The sequence below is a fragment of the Bradyrhizobium sp. CB3481 genome, from assembly GCF_029714305.1.
Lineage (GTDB): Bacteria > Pseudomonadota > Alphaproteobacteria > Rhizobiales > Xanthobacteraceae > Bradyrhizobium.
In genome coordinates this window covers 6,037,017-6,059,968 of the sequence record NZ_CP121647.1, presented here as the reverse complement: position 1 = coordinate 6,059,968, position 22,952 = coordinate 6,037,017, and the positions used below count along the sequence as shown (strand labels likewise).

The 22,952-nt window shown below is 64.1% G+C and carries 16 protein-coding genes; 11 read left to right on the top strand and 5 right to left on the bottom strand.

The annotated features are described in order from the left end of the window. Positions 1–81: 81 nt before the first annotated feature. Positions 82–741, bottom strand: coding sequence for an aldolase (locus QA643_RS29560; protein ID WP_283029183.1), 660 nt, complete (start codon positions 739–741; stop codon positions 82–84). A 104-nt stretch (positions 742–845) separates the two neighbouring features. Here QA643_RS29560 and ltnD point away from each other — a divergent pair, with 104 nt between their 5' ends. From ltnD to QA643_RS29520, 8 genes are all read left to right on the top strand, one after another. Further along, entirely contained in the window at positions 846–1,760 is a 915-nt protein-coding gene (gene ltnD / locus QA643_RS29555) for an L-threonate dehydrogenase (protein ID WP_283029182.1), read from the top strand. 27 nt (positions 1,761–1,787) lie between these two features. Then, positions 1,788–2,570 (top strand): 2-oxo-tetronate isomerase, encoded by a 783-nt coding sequence (otnI, locus tag QA643_RS29550; protein ID WP_283029181.1) that lies wholly within the window; start codon positions 1,788–1,790, stop codon positions 2,568–2,570. Next, the gene (gene otnK / locus QA643_RS29545; protein WP_283029180.1) at positions 2,567–3,844 is read left to right on the top strand and encodes a 3-oxo-tetronate kinase; all 1,278 of its coding nucleotides are present in this window, start codon (positions 2,567–2,569) and stop codon (positions 3,842–3,844) included. Before otnI ends, otnK begins: the two co-directional genes overlap by 4 nt. A 178-nt stretch (positions 3,845–4,022) precedes the next feature. Next, the gene (locus QA643_RS29540; RefSeq protein WP_283029179.1) at positions 4,023–5,714 is read left to right on the top strand and encodes a methyl-accepting chemotaxis protein; all 1,692 of its coding nucleotides are present in this window, start codon (positions 4,023–4,025) and stop codon (positions 5,712–5,714) included. Positions 5,715–5,959: 245 nt separating this feature from the next. After that, the gene (locus tag QA643_RS29535) at positions 5,960–7,990 is read left to right on the top strand and encodes a HAMP domain-containing methyl-accepting chemotaxis protein (protein WP_283029178.1); all 2,031 of its coding nucleotides are present in this window, start codon (positions 5,960–5,962) and stop codon (positions 7,988–7,990) included. Positions 7,991–8,212: 222 nt separating this feature from the next. Next, positions 8,213–9,904, top strand: coding sequence for a methyl-accepting chemotaxis protein (locus QA643_RS29530; protein WP_283034970.1), 1,692 nt, complete (start codon positions 8,213–8,215; stop codon positions 9,902–9,904). A gap of 537 nt (positions 9,905–10,441) precedes the next feature. Further along, positions 10,442–11,320 (top strand): helix-turn-helix domain-containing protein, encoded by an 879-nt coding sequence (locus QA643_RS29525; RefSeq protein ID WP_283029177.1) that lies wholly within the window; start codon positions 10,442–10,444, stop codon positions 11,318–11,320. Between the two features lie 234 nt (positions 11,321–11,554). Further along, on the top strand, positions 11,555–13,294 hold the full coding sequence (locus QA643_RS29520) for a HAMP domain-containing methyl-accepting chemotaxis protein (protein ID WP_283029176.1): 1,740 nt from the start codon (positions 11,555–11,557) through the stop codon (positions 13,292–13,294). Between the two features lie 12 nt (positions 13,295–13,306). Here QA643_RS29520 and QA643_RS29515 read toward each other — a convergent pair whose 3' ends face one another. The 3 genes from QA643_RS29515 to QA643_RS29505 all read right to left on the bottom strand — a co-directional run bounded on the left by QA643_RS29515 (position 13,307) and on the right by QA643_RS29505 (position 17,772). Continuing rightward, on the bottom strand, positions 13,307–14,842 hold the full coding sequence (locus tag QA643_RS29515; RefSeq protein WP_283029175.1) for a L,D-transpeptidase: 1,536 nt from the start codon (positions 14,840–14,842) through the stop codon (positions 13,307–13,309). Between the two features lie 112 nt (positions 14,843–14,954). Next, positions 14,955–16,469 carry an acetyl-CoA acetyltransferase gene (locus QA643_RS29510; RefSeq protein WP_283029174.1) on the bottom strand — a complete coding sequence of 505 codons (1,515 nt, stop codon included), beginning with the start codon at positions 16,467–16,469 and terminating at the stop codon, positions 14,955–14,957. 169 nt (positions 16,470–16,638) lie between these two features. Continuing rightward, positions 16,639–17,772: a nitronate monooxygenase gene (locus QA643_RS29505; RefSeq protein WP_283029173.1), complete on the bottom strand. Its 1,134-nt coding sequence runs from the start codon at positions 17,770–17,772 to the stop codon at positions 16,639–16,641. A 311-nt stretch (positions 17,773–18,083) separates the two neighbouring features. On the opposite strand from QA643_RS29505, the gene QA643_RS29500 reads away from it, so the two are divergent. Then, a complete protein-coding gene (locus QA643_RS29500; RefSeq protein ID WP_283029172.1) occupies positions 18,084–19,778 on the top strand; it encodes an NAD(P)/FAD-dependent oxidoreductase in 1,695 nt (564 codons plus the stop codon). Between the two features lie 101 nt (positions 19,779–19,879). Here the strand turns inward: QA643_RS29500 and QA643_RS29495 are convergent, their stop codons facing one another. Next, the gene (locus tag QA643_RS29495; protein ID WP_283029171.1) at positions 19,880–21,031 is read right to left on the bottom strand and encodes an aminotransferase class V-fold PLP-dependent enzyme; all 1,152 of its coding nucleotides are present in this window, start codon (positions 21,029–21,031) and stop codon (positions 19,880–19,882) included. 238 nt (positions 21,032–21,269) lie between these two features. Here QA643_RS29495 and yghU point away from each other — a divergent pair, with 238 nt between their 5' ends. Then, positions 21,270–22,163, top strand: a complete 894-nt coding sequence (gene yghU / locus QA643_RS29490; RefSeq protein WP_283029170.1) for a glutathione-dependent disulfide-bond oxidoreductase — start codon at positions 21,270–21,272, stop codon at positions 22,161–22,163. A 56-nt stretch (positions 22,164–22,219) separates the two neighbouring features. Then, positions 22,220–22,930, top strand: a complete 711-nt coding sequence (locus tag QA643_RS29485; protein ID WP_283029169.1) for a hypothetical protein — start codon at positions 22,220–22,222, stop codon at positions 22,928–22,930. Positions 22,931–22,952: the final 22 nt, after the last annotated feature.

Below are 22,952 nucleotides of genomic sequence, written 5' to 3'. Positions count from 1 at the left end.
TCTACCCATCCTACGAGCTACGAGCTTGAATCGATAAGTCGCGGCGTACTGGATACCCCGCCTTCGCGGGGTACGACGGTCTTAGTCGTGGTGATGTTCGGGCAACTCCAACCCAAACACCTTCACCAAATCCTCCACTTGCGCCGGCGACAAATACCTTGGATTCAACCCGCGCAGCAGCAGGTACAACCTCGCCGTCTCTTCCAGCTCCTCCATCGCGAACACCGCGGCCTCCAGCGTATCGCCCGATACCACCGGTCCGTGATTGGCGAGCAGCACGGAAGAATATTTCCCCGCCAGCCCCTTGATCGCGTCCGCCACCGCCGGATCGCCCGGCCGGTAATACGGCACGAGCGCGGTCTGCCCGCATTTCATCAGATAATAAGGTGTCATCGGCGGCAGTGCGGCGCGGGGGTCGATCTCGGGCAGCATCGACAGCGCCACCGAATGGGTCGAATGCAGATGCACGATGGCGCGCGCGGCCATCCGGGTCTGGTAGAGCGCGGTGTGCAGCGGCACTTCCTTGGTCGGCGCGTCGCCGGATACCAGCCGGCCTCCGGCATCGAGCCGCGACATTCGCGCCGGGTCCAGAAACCCGAGCGAGGCGTTGGTCGGCGTCACCAGCCAGCCGCCATCGTCGAGTTTCACGCTGATATTGCCGGAAGAGCCCGGCGTCAGCCCGCGCTCGAACAGCGAGCGGCCGAGGCGGCAGATTTCCTCGCGGATTCTGGTTTCGCTCATTCGGATGGCCCTGTTTCCTAAACCTTTTTCTCACGCTTTGGCACGGCGGCCAAGCCGTGTTACCCAGAGCCAAACCTGCCAAGAAACGTCGAGGGGACCGCCGCATGCCAGAATCCACCAAACCGCGCGTTGCCGTCATCGGGCTGGGCTCGATGGGTTTTGGCATGGCGACCTCGTTGCGCCGGGCCGGGCTCGAGGTCACCGGCTGCGACGTCTCGGCAGATACCGTCAAACGCTTCGTCGCCGATGGCGGCAAGGGCGCGGGAACGCCGGCGGAAGCGGCGAAAGCGGCCGACATCGTCGTCAGCGTCGTCGTCAACGCCGCCCAGACCGAGACCATCCTGTTCGGCCCGAACGGCGTCGCCGAAACCCTGGCCAAGGGTGCAGTATTCATCTCCTCCGCCACCATGGACCCCGACGTCGCGCGCCGGCTCGCCAAACAGTTGGAGGATACCGGACGGCACTACCTCGACGCGCCGATTTCCGGCGGCGCCCAGCGCGCCGCGCAGGGCGAACTCACGATCCTCGCATCCGGCAGCCCGGCCGCGTTTGCGAAAGCGCGTCCGGCGCTCGATGCAATGGCGGCAAAACTCTACGAGCTCGGCGATGTCGCCGGGCAGGGCGCCGCGTTCAAGATGATCAACCAGTTGCTGGCCGGCGTGCACATCGCCGCCGCCTCGGAGGCGATCGCGTTTGCCGCCAAGCAGGGCCTCGACATCCGGAAGGTCTACGAGGTGATCACGGCCTCCGCGGGCAATTCCTGGATGTTCGAGAACCGCATGCCGCATGTGCTCGACGGCGACTACACGCCGCGCAGCGCGGTGGAGATTTTCGTGAAAGACCTCGGCATCATCCAGGACATGGCACGCTCGCAGAAGTTTCCAGTGCCGGTCTCCGCCGCCGCGCTGCAGATGTTTTTGATGACAGCCGCCGCCGGCATGGGCCGCGACGATGACGCGTCGGTCGCGCGGATGTATGCCCGCGTCACCGGCACGCACCTGCCGGGCGAGCCGAAGTAAAGCGCTAGATCAAGTAGGGGATTACCGATGCCGCGTTTTGCCGCCAATCTCTCCATGATGTTCACCGAAGTTCCGTTCCTCGACCGCTTCGAGGCGGCGGCGAAAGCGGGCTTCACCGCGGTCGAATTCCTGTTCCCTTACGATCATCCGGCGGAAGCCGTCGGCGAGCGGCTGAAAAAGAACGGCCTGACGCAGGCGCTGTTCAATCTGCCGCCGGGCAATTGGGACGCCGGCGAAAAAGGTTTTGCCGCGCTGCCGGAGCGGTTTGACGATCTGAAGCGAAGCCTCGAGACGGCGCTGCCTTACGCCAAGGCAACCGGCGTCAAGCGGCTGCACCTGATGGCGGGCATCGCCAGCCGCAGCGAAGCGAAGGCCGTCGAGCAATTCTACAAGTCGGTGGCATGGGCGGCGGAATTCTTTGCGCCCCACGGCCTCGACCTCGTGATCGAGCCGATCAATCCGCGCAATGTTCCCGGCTACTTCCTCAACGATTTTGGCTTCGCCCGCGATCTGATCAATGAGCTGAAGATCGCAAACCTGAAACTGCAGTTCGACATCTATCACTGCCAGATCATTCACGGCGACGTCACCATGCGCCTGCGCGAGATGATGCCGATAACAGGCCACATCCAGATCGCCAGCATTCCCTCACGCAACGAGCCCGATGGCGAAGAGCTGAACTATCCGTTCCTGTTCACGGAGCTCGACCGGCTCGGCTATGGCGGCTTCGTCGGCTGCGAATATAACCCGCGGGGCAAGACCACCGATGGGCTCGCCTGGTTCAAGCCGTATGCGGGAGTAAAGCCGTGAAACTGTCCCTTGGCTGCATCGCCGACGATTATACCGGCGCGTCCGACCTCGCCAATACGCTGACCCGTCAGGGCCTGCGCACCGTGCAGACCATCGGCGTGCCGCCGGACGATCTGGCGCTGCCCGAAGTCGATGCGGTCGTGGTCTCGCTCAAGAGCCGCTCGATCGAAGCTGACGTTGCGGTGGATCGCTCGCGCGCCGCGGAGAAGTGGTTGCGCGGCCGCGGCGCCGGCCACGTGCTGTTCAAGATCTGCTCGACCTTCGATTCCACCGACGCCGGCAATATCGGTCCAGTCATGGACGCGCTGCGCGCCTCTTCCGGCGACGCCATCGTGCTGGTGACGCCGGCGTTTCCGGAAACCGGCCGCACCGTTTATCAGGGCAATCTGTTCGTCGGTTCCGTGCCGCTGAACGAAAGCCCGCTGAAGGATCATCCGCTCAACCCGATGCACGATTCCAACCTGGTGCGGGTGCTGGCGCGGCAGAGCAAGACCAAGGTCGGCCTGGTCGATCTCGCCACGCTGTCGCGCGGCGCGGAGGCGGTTCGCGGACGGCTCAAAGATCTCGCGGGCAAGGGCATCGGCGCTGCGATCACCGACGCCGTCTTCGACCGCGACCTGGAAACGATCGGTGCGGTGGCGCTGGATCATGGCCTGTCGGTCGGCGCGTCCGGCATCGGTCTTGGCCTGGCGCGGGCGCTGGTCGCCTCCGGCAAGGTCAAGTCGGGTTCCGCGGGCGCGGCCTCCGGCGCGCCGGTCGGCGGACCGGCGGCGTGCCTGGCCGGAAGCTGCTCGCAGGCGACGCTGGCGCAGATCGCAAGCGCCGAAAAGACCATGGCTGTGTTGCATCTCGACCCCGAGCAGATCATCCAAGGTCCGAGCGAAACTCGACGTGCGCTGGCTTGGGCGAGTGCGCGAATCAGCGAGGGGCCGGTCCTGATCGCGAGCAGCTCGACGCCGGACCAGGTCTCAGCTCTGCAATCCCGTCATGGCCGTGATGCAGCCGGGCATGCCATCGAGCAGGCGATGGCCGATCTCGCGGAAGGATTGGTGCAGTCGGGTGTGCGCCGGCTGGTGGTCGCCGGTGGTGAAACTTCAGGCGCCGTCGTCGACCGTCTGCGCATTCCAGGATTCCTCGTAGGTGAGGAAATCGCGGCAGGCGTGCCGGTTTTGCGCGCCGTGGGCGCCGGCCAGGGCGAGATGCTGCTTGCCCTGAAATCGGGCAATTTTGGCGGGCCCGAATTCTTTTCCAACGCGCTGAAGCTGATGCGCTGATCGCCTGGTCGGTGCGCGTCTCCGGGCGAGTACTGTGTCGGTATTTTTACCACCGTTTGTTAACTCTACCTGAGGACGCATCAGGTTTGATGCGGGCAAGGCATCCCTCTGTCTTTCAACTCGCCTTTGCCACCATCGGCGCGCTCCCGCGTGCCCAAAAAACAAAGAGATACCAACCATGCTCGCCAAGTACTCCATTCGTACCAAGATCATTGCCGTGGTTGCCTTCCTGCTCGTCGCCATGACGGGCATGGGCCTGCTGGCGGTCCGCAATATGCGTGCCATCAACGCCAATACGGTCGATATCTCCACCAGCTGGCTGCCCAGCATCCGCGTGCTCGGTGACCTTCGTGCCGGCGTCATCACCTACCGCAACGTGATCCGCGAGCACATGCTGTCCGAGACGCTGGAGGAGAAGCTGGCGCAGGAAAAGACGCTTCTTACCGTCGTCGATGCCGTCGCGAAGGCCCGCAAGGCCTATGAACCGATGATCACGTCGCCGGAAGAGCGCGCATTGTACAATGAATGGGTCAAACTGTGGGAAAGCTACACGAAGGGGGCCGACCAGGTGATGGCGCTGTCCCGCAAGGCCGCCGGCCAAGTTCCCCACGAGGCGCACGAGCTGAACACCAAGACGGTCAACAAGATCGGACTTGAAGGCGATGCCGTCCTGCGCAAGGACATCGACCTTAACACCGCCGGCTCGGACAAGGCGGCGCAGGATGCAGCCGACAGTTATGCCTCGGCGCTGATGATGCTCGCCATGATCCTTGCCGCAGCCGTCATCCTCGGCGCCGGCATCAGCACCTATCTGGTGCGCGACGTGTCGGGCGGCATCGCATCGATCATCAAGCCGATGCAGGCGCTCGGCAATGGCGACCTGAGCGCCGAGGTGCCGCATCGGGGCGAGAAGACCGAAATCGGCGCGATGGCAGATACCTTGCAGGTGTTCAAGCAGGCGCTGATCGCCAAGAAGGCCGCCGACGAGGCCGCTGCTGCCGACGCCGAAGCCAAGATCGAGCGTGGCCGGCGGGTCGACGGCATCACCCGTAACTTTGAGAACGTGATCGGCGAGATCGTGCAGACGGTGTCGTCGGCCTCGACCCAGCTCGAGGCTTCGGCAAGCACGCTGTCGGCGACCGCCAACCGTGCCCGGGAGGTCACCACCACGGTCGCGTCCGCTTCCGAGGAGGCGACCACCAATGTGCAGTCGGTGGCGTCAGCCACGGAGGAGCTCTCGTCCTCGGTCACCGAAATCAGCCGCCAGGTGCAGGAATCGGCGCGGATGGCGACCGGCGCGGTCGGTCAGGCCCGCACCACCAACGACCGCGTCAGCGAATTGTCGAAAGCCGCCGCCCGCATCGGCGACGTGGTCGAGCTCATCAATACCATCGCCGGCCAGACCAATCTGCTGGCGCTCAACGCAACGATCGAGGCGGCACGGGCCGGTGAGGCCGGTCGCGGCTTTGCCGTCGTGGCATCGGAGGTGAAGGCGCTGGCGGAACAGACCGCCAAGGCCACCGGCGAAATCAGCCAGCAGATTAACGGCATCCAGGGGGCTACCCAGGAATCGGTAAACGCCATCAAGGAAATCAGCGGCACCATCGAAAGGCTGGCGGAGATCTCCTCGACGATCGCGGCGGCGGTCGAAGAGCAGGGCGCGGCCACGCAGGAAATCTCCCGCAACGTGCAGCAGGCGGCGCGGGGCACCCAGGAGGTATCGAGCAACATCACCGACGTCCAGCGCGGCGCCAGCGAGACCGGCGCCGCCTCCTCGCAGGTGTTGTCAGCGGCGCAGTCGCTCTCCGGTGACAGCAAGCGCCTCAGGCTCGAGGTCAGCAAATTTTTGGAGTCGGTCCGGGCAGCCTGACACCCGGCCGATCGCAGACGAAGGGCCCGCCTTCCGGACAGGGAGGCGGGCTTTTCGCGTAATACGAGAAGTCGATTGCGCTGCAACCCTATTGAAGACTCCGCAATTCCACGCAAGCGGAAATTAACCGGCCCCCGCTAGTCTAGGCGATATCGCGGGGATTCGCGCGCGAAGGTTGCCGGCTCCTTCGGCCAAAAATTCCGCCTCAGGAAAAACTGCTTCAGAAGAAATGTGGGGTCGTCGACATGATCAAGCTCAACCGTATCGGAAATAAACTGGGCTTGGCCGGCGCGGTCGGCGTCTTGCTGGCGATCGGCATGGTCGCCAACCAGATGGTCACCGAGGCGAAGATCGAGGAAGCCAGCGAACGCGCCACAAGGTCGCAGCAGGTGGCGAACAATGCGCTCGCCGCGCATATTGACCTGCGCAAGATTCAGCTTGCCGCCGGCGACGTTCGCCTGGCGCGAAAGTCCGCTGAAGTGGACAAGGCCGTTGCCGATCTGCAGCGCCACAAGGCGAGCGCGGCCAAGGAGCTCGAGGCGGCGCTGTCGATGGCCCAGCAGCCCGACGCCAGGGAGCGGCTGCAGAAGACCAAGACCCTGATGGAAGGCTTTGTGGCGGCGGTGGAGGATCTTGCCAAGGCGCAGACGACGCTGCTGGCACAGATCGAAAAGCGTTCGACCATCTCGGAGGAATGGAACAAGGGGGTCGATGCCCAGTTGAAGCTGCCTGCCATGGCCAAGCTGGACAACCGCCTCGAGATCGAGCGTTTGCTTTTTCAGGCCGACGGCAAGGTGAATTCGCTGCGGGCGAATGCCTGGAAGCTCGGCGCCACCGGCGATGCCGGCTTGGTCACCGAGATGGCCAAGACCGAGGCCTCGCTGAAGGATGTGTTCAACAAGCTGCGCGGCGAAGCCGATGATCGCGAATTGCTGGTCGTGGTCAGCAACCTTTCCTCGGTCGTCAAGCGCTTCCTGGCCGCCAACGAGGAGGCGGTGCGAACCGAGCAATCGAAAAACGAAATTATCGCCACCCGCACCGTCAAGACCGCTGCCGAGGTTGCGGACCTGATGGAGGCTACCGTCGAATCCGCACAACGGGATGCAAAAATCTCCAAGGACGCGGTCATGGCCGATACCGAGCGCGCGAACCAGATCAACCTGATCATGGCGATCGTCGTGGTCGCCTCGCTGATCGCCTCGGTGATCTTCTCCTTCCTCGGCGTCGCCCGTCCGATGACGCGCCTCAACGGCGCGCTGGGCGAGATGGCCGGCGGCAATCTTGACGTTGAGATTCCCGGCGCTGGCCGCGGCGATGAAATCGGCGACCTCGCCAAGACGGTGACCGTCATCCGCGAGAACGCCGAACAGAAGGCGCGTGAGGAAGCCGAAGCCAAGGTCCAGCAGGACCTGGCCGCGGCGCAGCGGCGCAAGGCCGAAATGATCAAGCTCGCCGACGATTTCGAAGGTGCGGTCGGCAATATCGTGGATACGGTGTCGTCGGCGTCGACCCAGCTCGAAAGCGCCGCCGGTACGCTAACGACGACCGCGGAACGCGCCCAGGAGCTGACCACGATGGTCGCCGCGGCTTCCGAGGAAGCGTCCACAAATGTGCAGTCGGTGGCTTCCTCCACCGAGGAAATGGCCTCGTCTATCACCGAGATCGGCCGTCAGGTTCAGGAATCGGCGCGGATGGCCAACGAGGCCGTCGACCAGGCCCGCACCACCAACAACCGGGTCAGCGAATTGTCGAAGGCGGCGGCGCGCATCGGTGCCGTGGTCGAGCTCATCAACACCATCGCCGAGCAGACCAACCTCTTGGCGCTGAACGCCACCATCGAGGCGGCGCGTGCCGGCGATGCCGGCCGCGGTTTCGCCGTCGTCGCTTCCGAGGTGAAGGCGCTGGCGGAGCAGACCTCGAAGGCGACCGGTGAGATCGGCCAGCAGATCACGGGCATTCAGGCGGCGACCGAGGAGTCGGTCGGCGCGATCCAGGCGATCAGCTCCACCATCGAGCGGCTGTCGGAAATTTCCTCGACGATCGCCGCCGCGGTGGAAGAGCAGGGCGCCGCCACCCAGGAAATCTCCCGCAACGTGCAGCAGGCGGCGCGGGGCACCCAGCAGGTCTCCGCCAACATCACCGACGTGCAGCGCGGCGCCGGCGAGACCGGCACGGCCTCCTCGCAGGTGCTCTCTTCGGCGCAGTCGCTGTCGTCGGAATCGAACCGCCTCAAGGCCCAGGTCGGCAAGTTCCTCAATTCGGTTCGCGCGGCCTAAGTCACCAGACCCGTAAAGTGAAAAGCCCGTCCCTGAAACAAGGGGCGGGCCTTCTTGTTTGTGCGGGCGGCCTGAGGGCGCGGGCCGCGCGTTCCGGATGACGGAAAATCCGTAAATCTACGGACCGCGAAATTAACGGGTAGAAAGCCGCTCACCTATACGATTCCGCGAAGCTGGGGACGGACGACCCTCGTCGTCGCGTGGAGATCGATCATGTTTGCAATGATGAGCCGGGTCAGGATGACCGTTGGCCGAAGGATTTATGCCCTCATCTGCCTGAGCTTCGCCGGGCTGCTCGGCGTTACCTATCTCGAGTCGCGCGAGCTGGCCGCGAGCCTGTATCAGCAGAAGCAGATTGAGCTGAAGCATCTCGGCGAGCTCGCACTCGGCATCGTCAAGGAAGAGCATGCCGCCACGCAGAAGGGCGGCGTTTCGGACGCCGACGCGCAAAAGCGGGCGATGGCGCGGATATCGGCGCTTCGCTACGGTAGCAACGACTATTACTGGATCAACGACATGCATCCCAAAATGGTGATGCATCCGATCAAGCCGGAAATGAACGGCAGCGATCTCTCCTCTTATAAGGATCCGAACGGCAAGCTGCTGTTCGTCGACTTCGTCGATGCGGTCAAGAAAGACGGCTCCGGCTTCGTGCCCTACGAATGGCCCAAGCCGGGATTCGACAAGCCGCAACCAAAACTGTCCTTCGTGGTCGGCTTTGCGCCGTGGAACTGGGTCATCGGTACCGGCGTCTATATCGACGACCTGAAGGCGCAGACCTGGGTATCGACCCAGCGCTCCCTGATCGTCGCCGGCGCCATCCTGCTGTTCATGCTTGCGGTGTCGATCTTCGTGGCGCGCAGCATCACCGCCCCGTTGCAGCGGATGACCGCCACGATGAACGACCTTGCCAGCGGCAAGCTCGACATCGAGGTATCAGGCGTCGGACGCGGCGACGAGATCGGCGAGATGGCCAAGGCCGTCGAGGTATTCAAGCGTAATGCCGTCGAGCGGCAGTCGCTGGAGGCCGAGCAGCGCGCCGCCGAGAGCCGCGCCGTGGCGAGCCGCAGGACGGACATGAACAAGATGGCCGATGATTTCGAGACTGCGGTCGGCCGCATCGTCGAGACCGTATCGTCGGCGTCCAGCCAGCTCGAGATATCGGCGGGCACGCTCACGGCGACTGCGGAACGCGCGCAGGTTCTGACGACGACGGTCGCCGCCGCCTCCGAAGAGGCGTCGACCAACGTGCAGTCGGTGGCGTCGGCCACCGAGGAAATGGCCTCGTCCGTCACCGAGATCAGCCGCCAGGTCCAGGAATCGGCGCGGATGGCCAATGATGCCGTGGGTCAAGCCCGCACCACCAACGAGCGCGTCAGCGAATTGTCGAAGGCGGCGACCCGCATCGGCGACGTCGTCGAACTCATCAACACCATTGCGGGTCAGACCAACCTGCTCGCGCTCAACGCCACCATCGAGGCGGCGCGCGCCGGCGAGGCCGGCCGCGGCTTCGCAGTGGTCGCCTCCGAGGTCAAGGCACTGGCCGAGCAGACGGCAAAGGCCACCGGCGAGATCGGCCAGCAGATCACCGGTATCCAGGCGGCGACCCAGGAATCCGTCAACGCGATCCAGGCGATCAGCGGCACCATCGAGAAGCTGTCGGAGATCTCGTCGGCCATCGCGGCGGCCGTGGAAGAGCAGGGCGCGGCGACGCAGGAAATTTCCCGCAACGTGCAGCAGGCGGCGATGGGCACCCAGCGGGTGTCCACCAATATTGCCGATGTGCAGCGCGGCGCCAACGAAACCGGCTCCGCATCGTCCCAGGTGCTCACGGCGGCGCAGTCGCTGTCGGGCGACAGCAACCGCCTGAAGCAGGAAGTCGGCAAGTTCCTCGATTCGGTGCGGGCGGCCTGATTGGCGCATCGACCCCGCGCCGAAGCCGGCCGCTTCTGCCGGCTTCGCGATCACGGCGTCTCCGAATCGGAGACGCGAACTGCCACGGGCATCCGGGGTTTTCGGCTGCACGAGGCACGGGAGACATCCCCAGATCGTAAAATGGCGATTGCGATGTCGGCCGACCAATCGTCCTGAGTGAAACTTGGCCTGAATGTGGCGAACGAATTTCCGTAGCCGGGAAAAATAGGTAAGGTGCAGGGGCATCGAGAAAGACCTGGTGCCAGGATCCGATGCCACGTGTTCTGCGTCAACCAAGACGACTCAGGACTCAAGACGCTTCATCCGATGGCAGGGTGCATCGAAGCACCCGTCCGCCATGGTCAAGTTGCGCATTCGATCTCTCTCAATCCCGGCTAGCGCTTTTTCGTTGTTGCAACGATCGCTACCGACGGCTCGGATGACCGCCGCGTGTCGTTGCTTGATGAACTAGTTGAATCCGACTTCGTGAAGATCAGCCGGTCTCCGGATTTTGATCATTTCCGGAGGATAGAAGGATTGGGCGATGCGAGCAGCATTCCGCTCGGCGTCCGGAACTTCGCCGCGTCGTTCGCGTCGCTGAGGCTGAAGGGCTGCACGGTCTACCTGCAGCGGACGTTTCCGCGAATTCTCCAGGTGCAATACTCCACGACCGGCGCGATCATCGGCTTGCTGATGGAGGACGAGGCATCGCTGATCTTCAACGGGATGGAGGCGCGCCCGCCCGTGCTGTTGCTGGTCAAGGGCACCGCGAAATGCGAGATCGTCGAGCAGCAGGCCAATCTCGTCGCTTTCGTGAATTTCGATTCCGTCGACGATCGCGGCTGGCCGGGCGAAGACGACCGGGCCCAGGTGATCGGCACGGACTACGTCAGGTTCGACGCGCTACGGACCATGTTGCGCGATGTGCTGATGCTCGCATCGCATTCTCCCGATACGCTAGCTCAGCCAAACGTGATCGAGAGCATCGAGGAATCGATGCTGCAGGCGATCGATCTGGCGGTGGCTGCGGCGTCGCCGGCCCCTGAAGGCAAGCGCCTCGGCCTGAACCACTATCTGGCGCTAGTCCGGAAATTCGACGAGTTCGTCGCCGTCAACGCCGGCAAGACGCTGTACAGCGCCGACGTGGCGCGGCAGCTTGGGGTCTCGGTGCGGACGCTGCATAACGCCGTGGTTGCCATTCGCGGGATGAGCATGCACCGCTATATGCGGCTGCGGCGGCTGTGGAACGTGCGTCAGCAGCTGGTGCGGATAGAACCGCAATCGATCAAGGCCGTTGCGCTTCAGAACGGCTTCTGGCACATGGGCGAGTTTACTTCGCTCTACCGCGAATTATTCGGTGAGACACCGCAGCAGACGTTATCGGCGGCTCGCGGGCTTCCGAAGTGTACGCCGTGATTCCGTAGTACTACCGGTCCGTGAACCTGGATCGACTTAGTCGCTAATTAACCAACGCATGGAATCTTGGCGACCAAGGATGCCGCTCTGTGGCCGTTGTCGCCACAGGAGCCCTTCGTTCGCAACGAACCGGCTCGTCCGCATGGCCCGGCGCCTGCCAAACCGTTATCCCCGGTCGGGAACAGACGGTCTTCTCAAGCGGTCCAATTCATCCTGTTCGCGAGGACTCCTGTCATGTCCGGCATCACCCGTCTCCTTCTCAATCTCTCAATCGGCGCCAAGCTCGGCATTGCCTCGGGCCTCGGTGTTCTGCTCGTCGCCACGATGGTGATCGTGCAGATCCGTTCCAACGCGGCGATGCGCGATCTCGACGTGCGCACGGCCGGCCAGCAGGCCATCGCGCGAGATGCGGTGGACGTAAAGGCGTCGATACGCGGCATGCAGATCGGCGTGCGTGACCTGCGCCTCGCGGAGAGTGCGGCCGACCTGCAGAAGGCAAAGGACTATCTGTCGGCCCGATTGGCATCAGTGAACAAGTACTCTGACGAAATGATGAAGCTGTCCAAATCCGCCGAGAACCGCGCACGGATCGAGAAGCTCAAGACCAGGGCCGCGGACTACGAGAAGGGCGCCCTGCAGATCGCGGCCGTTCGCGCCCAGGCGATTGCTGCGGGCGCTGGCAGCGATGCCGCTGCAAAAGCGTTCGACGAAGTCAAGCGCATCGCGCGCGAGACGACGCTGCCGATCGTTGCCGAGCTCGAGCCGCTTGCCGACCAGATCGCCGATTTTGCCAAGCACAGCGTGAAAGAGCAGGCGGCCCAGGCTGCCGCGGAAATGACTGCGGTCGAATGGGAATCCATGGCGATCGGCATCGGAACGATGCTGCTGTTGATCGCAACGAGCATCTTCTCCTTCTTCACGATCGCCCGCCCGATGGGCGCGCTGAGCAGCGCGATGGATGAGCTCGCCGGCGGCAATTTTGCCGTGATGCTGCCGGGTCTCGGACGCAAGGACGAACTCGGCGCGGTCGCCGGCGCCGTGGAAAAGTTCAAGATTGTCTCCGAGCAGAAAGCTCGCGACGAGGGGGAGGCCAAGATGAAGCAGGATCAGATCGCGGCGCAACAGCGCAAAGCCGAAATGGTCCGCCTCGCCGATTCCTTCGAGGCCGCGGTCGGCGAGATCGTCGAAACCGTCTCGTCCGCCTCGACCGAACTCGAGGCTTCGGCCAAAACGCTGACCGCGACCGCCCGGCGTGCCCAGGAAGTGACCACGACGGTGGCGGCTGCTTCGGAAGAAGCGTCCACCAATGTGCAATCAGTGGCGTCGGCGACCGAAGAGCTGTCTTCCTCCGTCAACGAGATCAGCCGCCAGGTGCAGGAATCGGCGCGCATGGCCGGCGAGGCGGTCGACCAGGCGCGCATCACCAACGACCGCGTCAGCGAATTGTCGAAAGCGGCCGCCCGCATCGGCGACGTCGTCGAGCTCATCAACACCATCGCGGGCCAGACCAACCTGCTTGCGCTCAATGCCACGATCGAGGCGGCGCGCGCCGGTGAAGCCGGACGCGGCTTTGCCGTGGTGGCTTCCGAGGTCAAGGCGCTGGCTGAGCAGACCGCCAAGGCCACCGGCGAGATCGGCCAGCAGATATCAAGCATCCAGGGCGCGACGCAGGAGTCGGTCGGCGCAATCAAGGAGATCAGCGGCACGATCGAGAGGCTGGCGGAGATCGCCTCGACGATTGCCGCGGCCGTGGAAGAGCAGGGCGCCGCGACCCAGGAAATCTCCCGCAACGTGCAGCAGGCGGCCGAGGGTACCCAGCAGGTATCGAGCAACATCACCGACGTCCAGCGCGGCGCCGGCGAAACCGGCTCCGCCTCCGCGCAGGTGCTTTCGGCGGCACAGTCGCTTTCCACCGACTCTAACCGTCTCAAGATGGAGGTCGGCAAGTTCCTCGATACGGTGCGCGCGGCGTGACGAGAGGCGGTCCTACCACCAGCGCGGTTGCATCGGCTGATAGTCCTGGGCACCGCGCCGGCGTGTATTGACCGATTGCGAATTCCAGCTGGGCTGGAAAAAAGAGCCGAAGCCATCGTCGTTCTCGCCGGCAATCAGCATGTCGGGCGGCGTGGGCTTGCGCGTGATGAAGCCGCCCTGCGGCTGATTGCTGAGCACCGTCACGAACTCGGTGCGATAATTGGTCTCTTTGCTCAGCGGCTCGTCGGAAATGATGATCGAGGATCGCGCCACCGCGGTCGGCGCGATCCGATCGAGCACCTCCTGCGGGATGGTGATGCGGTCGAGGGCGGATTTGGCGTTGTCGCCATTGTCGATGGTGACCGCGGTCCAGCGCAGGCCTGTTTCGTTGCGCGCCATCGCCGTGAACACATGCGTGCCGATCGGCCTGTCGGGATTGCGGATATTGATGGGAACCTCGATCGTGGCATCGAACACCACGCCGCCGCCATCGGGTGCCGGCTTTTCCGTCGGGCGGCGCACGTAAAGCATCTGCGTCGCGCGGCTGACATAGATCGAGACCGGCGCGAGCGCGAGCTTGGCCTCGCTCGCCGCCTTGGCGGTGTCGGCCTTCTTCATTTGGGCCGCCTTGGCGGCGTCCTTGGCCGCGGCCGCCGCCTCGAGCTTCGATTTCGCGTCGGCTTTGGCGGTGTCGAGCTGTGTTGCAAGCTCCGCGGCCTTGGCCGAGACCTTTTGCTTGAGCTCCTCGGCGCGCGCCTTGGCCTCGTCGGTCTTGGCTGAAGCAAGGGCCTTCTCGATGGAGGCGAGTTCGGCATCAGCGCGCGCTTTCAGTCCCTCCAGCTTGCGCAGCGAGGCCGTCAGGGCAGCCGTGTCGCGTGCGGCCGTTGCCGCGGCCTTCTTCGCAGCATCGGCCGTCTTGGCGGCCTCGGCCGCCTCGCGGGGAAGCGCCTCCGCCTTGGCCGGCGCGGCCGCAAGCGCCTCCCGGTTCGGTACCGGCAGCGCCGGATGAGAGAACTCCACCGGCTCGGCGTTCTCAGGCGAGATGATCACCCGCATGCCGATCCGCGTCTTGTCGAACAACCTCTCGGCAAAGCCGAACGGCATCCGCACGCAGCCGTGCGAGGCCGCATAGCCGGGCAGGGGCCCACCATGCAGGGCGATGCCATTCCAGGTGATGCGCTGCATGTTCGGCATCGAGGCATCGTCATACATGTTCGAGTGGTGGTCCTTTTCCTTGTCGACGACCGCGAAGATGCCGGCCGGCGTCTCGCGTCCCGTGATGCCGGTAGAGACCGGCGCGCGCAGGATCCATCCGTCGGCGTCGTAGAAGGTGACATGCTGGGTCTTGATCGACACGATGGCCATGATCGGCTCGCCGGCATCGCGCGGCGCCATCGCCTCCTTGACGGGCGCGGGGCGCGTCTCTCGCGCCGCGGCATCTGCGCTCAGCGCCGCCACGGCGGCCATCGCCGTGAGTGCCATAACGGCATGGGGACCCCAACGCCGCGCCGCCATCGTGGTCCGCGCCGTCCTGGATCGACTTGCCATTAGGTATCCTGACTGAAATGCCGGTTCGCGCTTCGTCATTCATACACGACAGGCGGCCCGGGACGAAGTGCGGTTATGCCGCACGCAGGGCCGGGAACCGGGGGGTGGGAGGCTATCCCACCCGCCACTCCAGCACGCCGTCCCCGGACGTAACGACATCGCCGACTGAGCCCACCGGCGTCCGGTCCAGATCCAGCAAATGTTTGAGCGTCGCCGCATCATTGGCCGGGATGCGGGCCAGCGCCCGTTGGTCAGCCTCGGTGCGTAGCATCACGACGCCATGCTCGACTTCGCCCTTGCCCTTGTAGATCACCGTAAAACTCTCGATTTTGCCCTTGCCCGACGCCTCGGTGACGAAATCCGGCACCTTGCGGCGATTGCGGTCGGCCTCGGCCTGCACGCTGGTATCCTGTGCGAGCGCCTCGTTCGGTGCCTCGCGCGACAGCACTAGGCCATGATGCTTGGTCACGAAGCCGCCCTGGCCGTAGAGCAGGCCGAGCTTGCCGCGTTCGCGCAAGGCTCGCACCATCGCGACGGCCGCATGCGTCATGTAGGTATTGAGCGGTGCGCCGAAGAAGGTGAGGCCGCCGGTTACCGTCGGCTGCACATCGGGCCCCAGGCCGAGCGTTCGCCGCGCCATCTTGGGCACGCAGGGGAAGCAGCTATAGAGCTCGATGGCGTCGAATTTTTTGCCGTCGCCCTTGACGAGATCCATCACCGCCTTCAGCACCGCGTTCTGCGGGTGGCTTTCATAGAACTGGTCGCGCACGAGATAGTCGCGCGGCTCTTCCGCCGAGGCCCCGCCAAGGGGATAGACAAGGCGATCTTCGGCGACGCCGTCCGCGCGCGCCTTCGCTAGCGACGTCAGCAGCACCGCGCCGCCCATGTTCACGGTCGGATTGGCGACCATCAGTTTCGTGTAGGGCCAGGCGATCAGGCGATTTTCCGGCGTCGGCGTCGTGATCTCCTCCGGTGAAAAACGCTTCTTCAGCCAGGCGTTCGGATTCTCCGAGGCGACCTTCGAATAGGTCGACCACAGCGCGCCGGACTCGGCGAGCGCCTCGCGCGGCGTCTGGCCCCAATGCGCTGACGTGGCGGATTCGTAGAGCGGATAGACGGTGATCGGCCTGAACACGCCGAGCTTCACCGCCATCGGCTTCTGGAACGCCGCGCCGCGCTTCGGTTCCTCGACGTCATGGGCGAACGGCGTCCAGGGCAGCGTGATGCCGCCGCGCTCGGCCTTGGTCGCGGTCGACTGCGCCTCCGCGCCGCAGACGACCGCCACGCTGCATTCGCCGCGCGCGATACGCTTGGCCGCTTCGTGGATGTAGCGGATCGGGCTCTCGCCGCCGACCGGCCCGTAATAGCAGTGGGCCGGGCTGGCGCCGAGTTTTGCGGCAAGCTGCTTCTCTGGATCGCGGTAGCGCCAGCTCAGGAAATTGACGACGTCGAGCGAGCCGAGCTCGCCGAGCAATTTTGTCCCGCTATCGGCCTCCGCCCGCCGCACCGCCTGCTCGAGCAGCGCCAGCGGCTCGAGGCCGTCGGTGATGTCCTTCGGACGGTCGACGATTTCGCCGACGCCGACGATGACGGGAATGCGGTCTTCGGGGAGGGAGGTGTTGGACATATTTTCTTGTTTCGCTTTCTCAGATTGCGCAGCTTCGTAGGGTGGGCAAAGGAGCGCCAGCGACGTGCCCACCATTTTGCATCCTGCTGGGAGGTGGTGGGCACGCTTCCGCCTTCGCTCGTTGAGCTACGGCGGACAAGTCGCTTTGCCCACCCTACGAGAGTGGAGTTCACTCCTCCATCAGCCTATTCATATGCTCCACCGCATCGGCAAAATCCTCCTTGAATTCCTGCACCACGGCGCCGGCGGATTTCACGCTGTCGATCAGGCCGACGCCCTGGCCGACAAAATACGTCACGAGATCGCGCGCCTGCGCGTTACCGGCCGCCGCGGCGCGGTCGATCGAGTTGAAGGCGTCGCGACTGATGATGCTTTGCAGCGGCATCGGCAGCGCGCCCGGGCTATCGGGGCCGCGATCCCACGCATCGGTCCACACCGAGCGCAACTGCCGCGCCGGCTTGCCGGTACGTCCTTTGGAGCGGACGGCGTCGCGCGAGGAGGCCGCGATCATCTTCTCGCGGAAGATTTCCGTGGTTTCCGATTCCACCGTCGCCAACCACACCGACCCCGTCCAGGCGCCGGCCGCGCCCATCGCCATGCAGGCCGCCATCTGCCGCCCGGTCATGATGCCGCCCGCGGCCAGCACCGGCACGTCGCGGATAGGCTTGATCGCCTTGATCACCTCGGGCACCAGCACCATGGTCGAGACTTCGCCGCAATGGCCGCCGGCCTCGGTGCCCTGCGCCACCAGAATATCGACTCCCGCCGCAACCTGCCGCAGCGCGTGCTCCTTCGATCCGACCAGCGCCGCCACCGGCACGCCATGCTTGCGGCCCATGTCGATCATCTGCTTGGGCGGAACGCCGAGCGCGTTCGCAATCAGCTTGATCGGGTGGCGGAACGAGACCTCAAGCACATCGAGTGCGCGCTGCGCGTCGAACGGCTGCGGCTGGTTGTCGGCGACATTGGTGGTCGTCAGCTCAACGCCGTACTTCTTCAGAAGGTTGCGAGTGAAGTCGCGATGCTGCGGCGAGATCCGCGCCTCCAGGCTCTTCCAGGTGACACCCTTCTCACCCGCGGTCGAAATGTTCTCCGGGATCAAGACGTCGAGCCCGTAGGGCTTGCCGTCGGTGTGATCGTCGATCCATTTCAGCTCCTGCTCGATGGTTTCAGGCGAATGCGCCGTCGCGCCCAGAACGCCAAAGCCGCCGGCGCGGCTGACGGCAGCAACCACGTCGCGGCAATGGCTGAAGGCAAGCAGCGGAAACTCGATGCCCAGCATCTCGCAGATTGGCGATTTCATGGTGTGTCCTCCTGGCGGCGGCATTCCAGTTACTGCTCGGCTTCCGCGGAACGCTAGCCCATCGGAGGCTTGCATGCCAAGCACTCCTGACCCTCATCCTGAGGAGCCGCGGAGCGGCGTCTCGAAGGATGCAGGCCCGCCTGTGGCCTCATGGTTCGAGACGCGCGAAGACGCGCTCCTCACCATGAGGAGCGAACATTCCACCGCGCAAAATATGCAATGCCATGCCGCCGATTTGCGTCTTGCGCTTTCACGCTGCGGATAGAATGCTGGCGGCCAAATCAAGAGATAAGCCAAGGGAGCCCGCCTTCATGTCCGCCACGTCTTCCGTTACCGCCAAATCCTCCGCCACCTACGATGTCGTCGTGGTTGGCGCGGGCTTTGCCGGCATGTACATGCTGCACCGCTTGCGCGGGCAGGGGATGACGGCGCGGGTTTTTGAACAGGGCTCGGGCGTCGGCGGCACCTGGTACTGGAACCGCTATCCCGGCGCGCGCTGCGACGTCGAGAGCATGCAGTACTCCTATTCGTTCTCCGAAGAGCTGCAGCAGGAGTGGGACTGGAGCGAACGCTACGCGCCGCAGCCGGAGATCCTGAAATACGCCAACCACGTTGCCGACCGCTTCGATCTGCGGAAGGATATCCAGTTCGACACCCGCGTCGAAAGCGCCGTTTTTGACGAGGTCACTAATCTCTGGTCGGTCACGACATCCGACGGCAAGACGGTGACGGCAAAATTCGTCGTGCTCGCCACCGGCTGCCTGTCGAACGCGCGCATGCCCGATATCAAGGGCCTCGATCAATTCAAGGGCAAGGTCTATCACACCGGGCACTGGCCGCATGAGGCGGTCGATTTCACCGGCCAGCGCGTCGCCGTCATCGGCACGGGCTCGTCAGGCATCCAGTCCGTGCCCGTCATCGCCGAGCAGGCGAGTCATCTCACGGTATTCCAGCGCACCGCGAATTTTTCGATTCCTGCCCGCAACGCACCGCTGACGGACGCAGAGCGCAAGAAATTTCGCGACAATTATCCCGAGATCAGGCGCTTTGCCCGCGAAGTCGCGCGGAACGGCATCTATACCGAGATGCCCGACCGCGGCGCGCTCGATGATGGCGACAATGAACGCCGCGCGAAATATGAGGCGCGCTGGCAGCGCGGCGGCCTCACCTTCATGTCGGTCTACAATAATCTCGGGCTCGACAAGGCGGCGAACGACACTGCGGCCGATTTTGTCCGCGAGAAGATTGCCGAGATCGTCAAGGACCCCAGAACGGCAAGAGCGCTGCAGCCGAACGATCACCCGATCGGCTCCAAGCGCATCTGCATCGACACCGATTATTTCGCGACCTTCAATCGGCCGAACGTGACGCTGGTCGACATCAAGTCGAACCCGATCGAGGAGATCACCGAAAACGCCGTGCGCGTTGCCGGCAAGGATTACGAGGTCGACGCGTTGGTGCTGGCGACCGGCTTTGACGCCATGACCGGATCGGTGGCCAAAATCGATATGAAGGGACGTGGTGGCCAGACGCTGAACCAGAAATGGGCAGCCGGCCCGCGCACCTATCTCGGCCTGATGAGCGCGGGCTTTCCCAACCTGTTCGTCATCACCGGCCCCGGCAGCCCGTCGGTGCTGTCGAACATGATCGTCTCGATCGAGCAGCATGTCGACTGGATCGCGGACTGCCTCGCGTACATGCGCGAACGCGGTCTGGACACGATGGAGGCGTCGGCGGACGCCGAAGACAAATGGGTCGACCACGTCAATGAGGTTGCGGCCGCCACGCTCTATCCGCAGGCCAATTCCTGGTACATGGGCGCCAATGTTCCGGGCAAGCCGCGCATCTTCATGCCCTATATCGGCGGCGTCGGCCCCTACCGAAAGATCTGTGACGAGGTCGCCGCCAAAGGCTATGAGGGATTTGTGATGGGAGCGGGCGGAAGCGCCACGCAAGGTCGCGGCGTCATAAGCCGCGGCATCGTAACTCTGTTACCCTCATGGTGAGGAGGCGCGAATGCGCCGTCTCGAACCATGCGGCCCCGCTGGTGCCATTCATCCTTCGAGACGCCGCTTCGCGGCTCCTCAGGATGAGGTCTGACATGGGGTCAGCCCCGCAGCCGCCGCGTCAGCACCTCGACGAAGCGATCGACATCCGCCTCGTCATTATAGACATGCGGCGAGATGCGCATGCGCCCGAGGCGCGGCGCGACATGGACGCCTTCGCTCGCCAATCCTTCGACGAGGCCTGCCGGCATTCCGCCCTCAAACGCAAGGCTCAAGATGTGCGGCGCCCGCAGATGGGGTTCGGGAACGTGGACGCCGCCAATGCCGCGCACGCCCGCTTCGATCCGCTCGGTCAGCATCGCAAGCCGTTGCACGACGGCGGCTGTGCCCCAGTCCGCCATCATCTCCATGCCGATCGAAGCCATCTCCATCGAGATGAAATGGTCGCGCTCGCCCATATCGAAGCGCCGCGCATCGGGTACGTAACTGATATCGGTGAAATAGACCGCGTTGTCGGCGCGCACGTCGCGGCGGCCGGACGCGGTCTGCTCGAGCGGGAAGCCGCCTTGATGGCGTTTGGCGACATGGAGAAAGGCGCGGCCATAAGGGCCGAGCAGCCATTTGTAGGTCGGGAAGATCACAAAATCGGGATCGAGCCGCGTGACGTCCATCGCCAGTACGCCCACGCCGTGCGTCGCGTCGATCAGGAAGGCCGCGCCGTGCTGGCGCAGCGCCGCGCCGACCTTGTCGACGTCGATCAACCCGCCGTCCGACCAGTGCACCGACGAAATCGAGGCCAGGCTGACCGGTGGTCCGGATCGCGCGATGCTTTCGAGCACCGCCGAGGTCCAGTCGCCATCGCCGGGTTGCCGGACGGTGTCGACAGTGAAGCCTTCCGCCTCGGCCCGTGTGTGCCATTCAAGCACCGGCGAGGAATGATCGTCCTCCAGCACGATCACGCGGCTGCCGCGGGCGATCGGCAATATCTTCGCGGCGGTCGCAACGCCGTAACTGATCGAGGAGATCAGCGCGATGTCGGAAGCCTCGGCATTGATCAGTCGGGCGGCCGCAGCGCGGGCGCGTTCATGCTGCTGGTTGGCGAAGGAGGCCTCGAGCGTCCACGGCGTGCCCTTGCGGAGAACCGCGGCGCGGCCGGCCTCCAGGGTGCGGATGGGCAGCGGGCTATAGCCGGCGGCGTTGAGGTAGCAGATCTGGCGCGGGATCTCGAATAAGGCGCGCTGGGACGGGAGCATTTGCAGGGTCTCTGTTGTCGCGACACAGCCATTATGGCGGATCGCGACCGCGCCAGCCACAGCGGCATTGCTCCGAGGACATCATTTGCCGGAAGTGCATTGCTCCCCTGATTTTTGCCGCCTTCTTGTTTGGTTGCGGCGCTGCTACCAGATCGTAGGGGCCGGTATAAAAGGCCAGCGAAACGACTGCGCATATCACGCCACCGCGAGACGGCCGAACAGCCTGGAGCCATCCCGAATGACCGACGCCCCCGCCAACAGTCCCCTTGGATACGAGCCGCCAAAAGTCTGGACCTGGAACAAGGAAAGCGGCGGCCGCTTCGCCAGCATCAATCGGCCCATCGCGGGCGCGACGCATGAGGCCGAGCTGCCGGTCGGCCGCCACCCGTTCCAGCTCTATTCGCTGGCGACGCCGAACGGGGTGAAGGTCACCGTGATGTTCGAGGAGTTGCTGGCGGCCGGCTTCAGCGGCGCGGAATACGACGCCTGGCTGATCAAGATCGACGGCAACCAGTTCGGCAGCGGCTTTGTTGCCGTCAATCCGAACTCGAAGATTCCGGCGCTGATGGACCGCAGCGGGCCGGAGCCGATCCGGGTGTTTGAATCGGGCGCGATCCTGGTGCATCTCGCCGAGAAGTTTGGTGCGTTCCTGCCAACCAGCGGCGCGGCGCGCGCGGAGTGCCTGTCATGGCTGTTCTGGCAGATGGGCAGCGCGCCGTTTCTCGGCGGCGGCTTCGGCCATTTCTACGCCTACGCGCCGACCAAGATCGAATACGCCATCGACCGCTACGCCATGGAGGTGAAGCGCCAGCTCGACGTGCTCGATCGGCGCCTGGCCGACAACGAATATCTCGCCGGCAAGGACTACACCATCGCCGACATGGCGACCTGGCCGTGGTATGGCGCGCTGGCCAAGGGGCTGGTCTACGGCGCCGGCGAATTCCTGTCGGTGCACGAATACAAGAACGTGCAGCGCTGGACCGATGCGATCGCGAAACGCCCGGCGGTGAAGCGCGGCCGCATGGTCAACCGCATCTCGGGCGATCCGGCGAGCCAGTTGCACGAGCGGCATGACGCCAGCGATTTCGACACCAAGACGCAGGACAAGATCGGCGAGCCGGCCAGTACGTGACAGACCGACCGCGGGCTGCTACACGCTCTGACAATTACAGATTGTGGAGGCGCGGGTTGGGCTGGAAAACGCATACAATCCTTGTTCGGCCAGCAGTGCTCGACGGCGGACCAGAGAAACTTCTCGGTGACCTCGGCTATGACAAGGTGCGCAAGGTCAGTGACACGCCAATTGACGGTGCCCTGCAAGGCAGTATCTGGATCGGCATGGTGGACGATTGCGCGATCATATACAGCCCCCTTGCGGGATACTTTTTTGCCGGCGAAGGCGATGAAGAGAATCAGGAGTTTGAAGTCTTCAGAAATGTGCTGCTTCGTCGATTTTCCGAAGCAGATATCGCGGTTCTGTCCCTGCACAGCGTAGTCGGTCATTGGGGATTTGCGATTTTCCATCGGGGCACGTTGATCCGCCGCCAACACGGCTACGATGGGATGGTGATCGCCGATGAGGGGTCGCGGCTGCCGGTAGAAGAAGCCTATCTCTCCAAATTCGATCGCCATGACGTCGACGGAGTGACCCGATATCGGGACCCCCGCCATCCCGAATATGGTGATATGGGCGATCCCGATTTTGGCGAGGAACTCGTGTTCGAGATATGCAGATCATTTACCGGCTTCCCTCTGGATCGGTTGCAAGCCGATGGAACGAATTTCTGGTTGAACGACGATGAAGAGGAATTTTTGCGGGCGGAAGCAAACATGGTGCGCGCGCCGAAACGCGCTGATGGCGTGCCAGGTTCACGTCCGTGGTGGAAATTCTGGAACTGACGCCGCCAGGCCGGCATGGCGA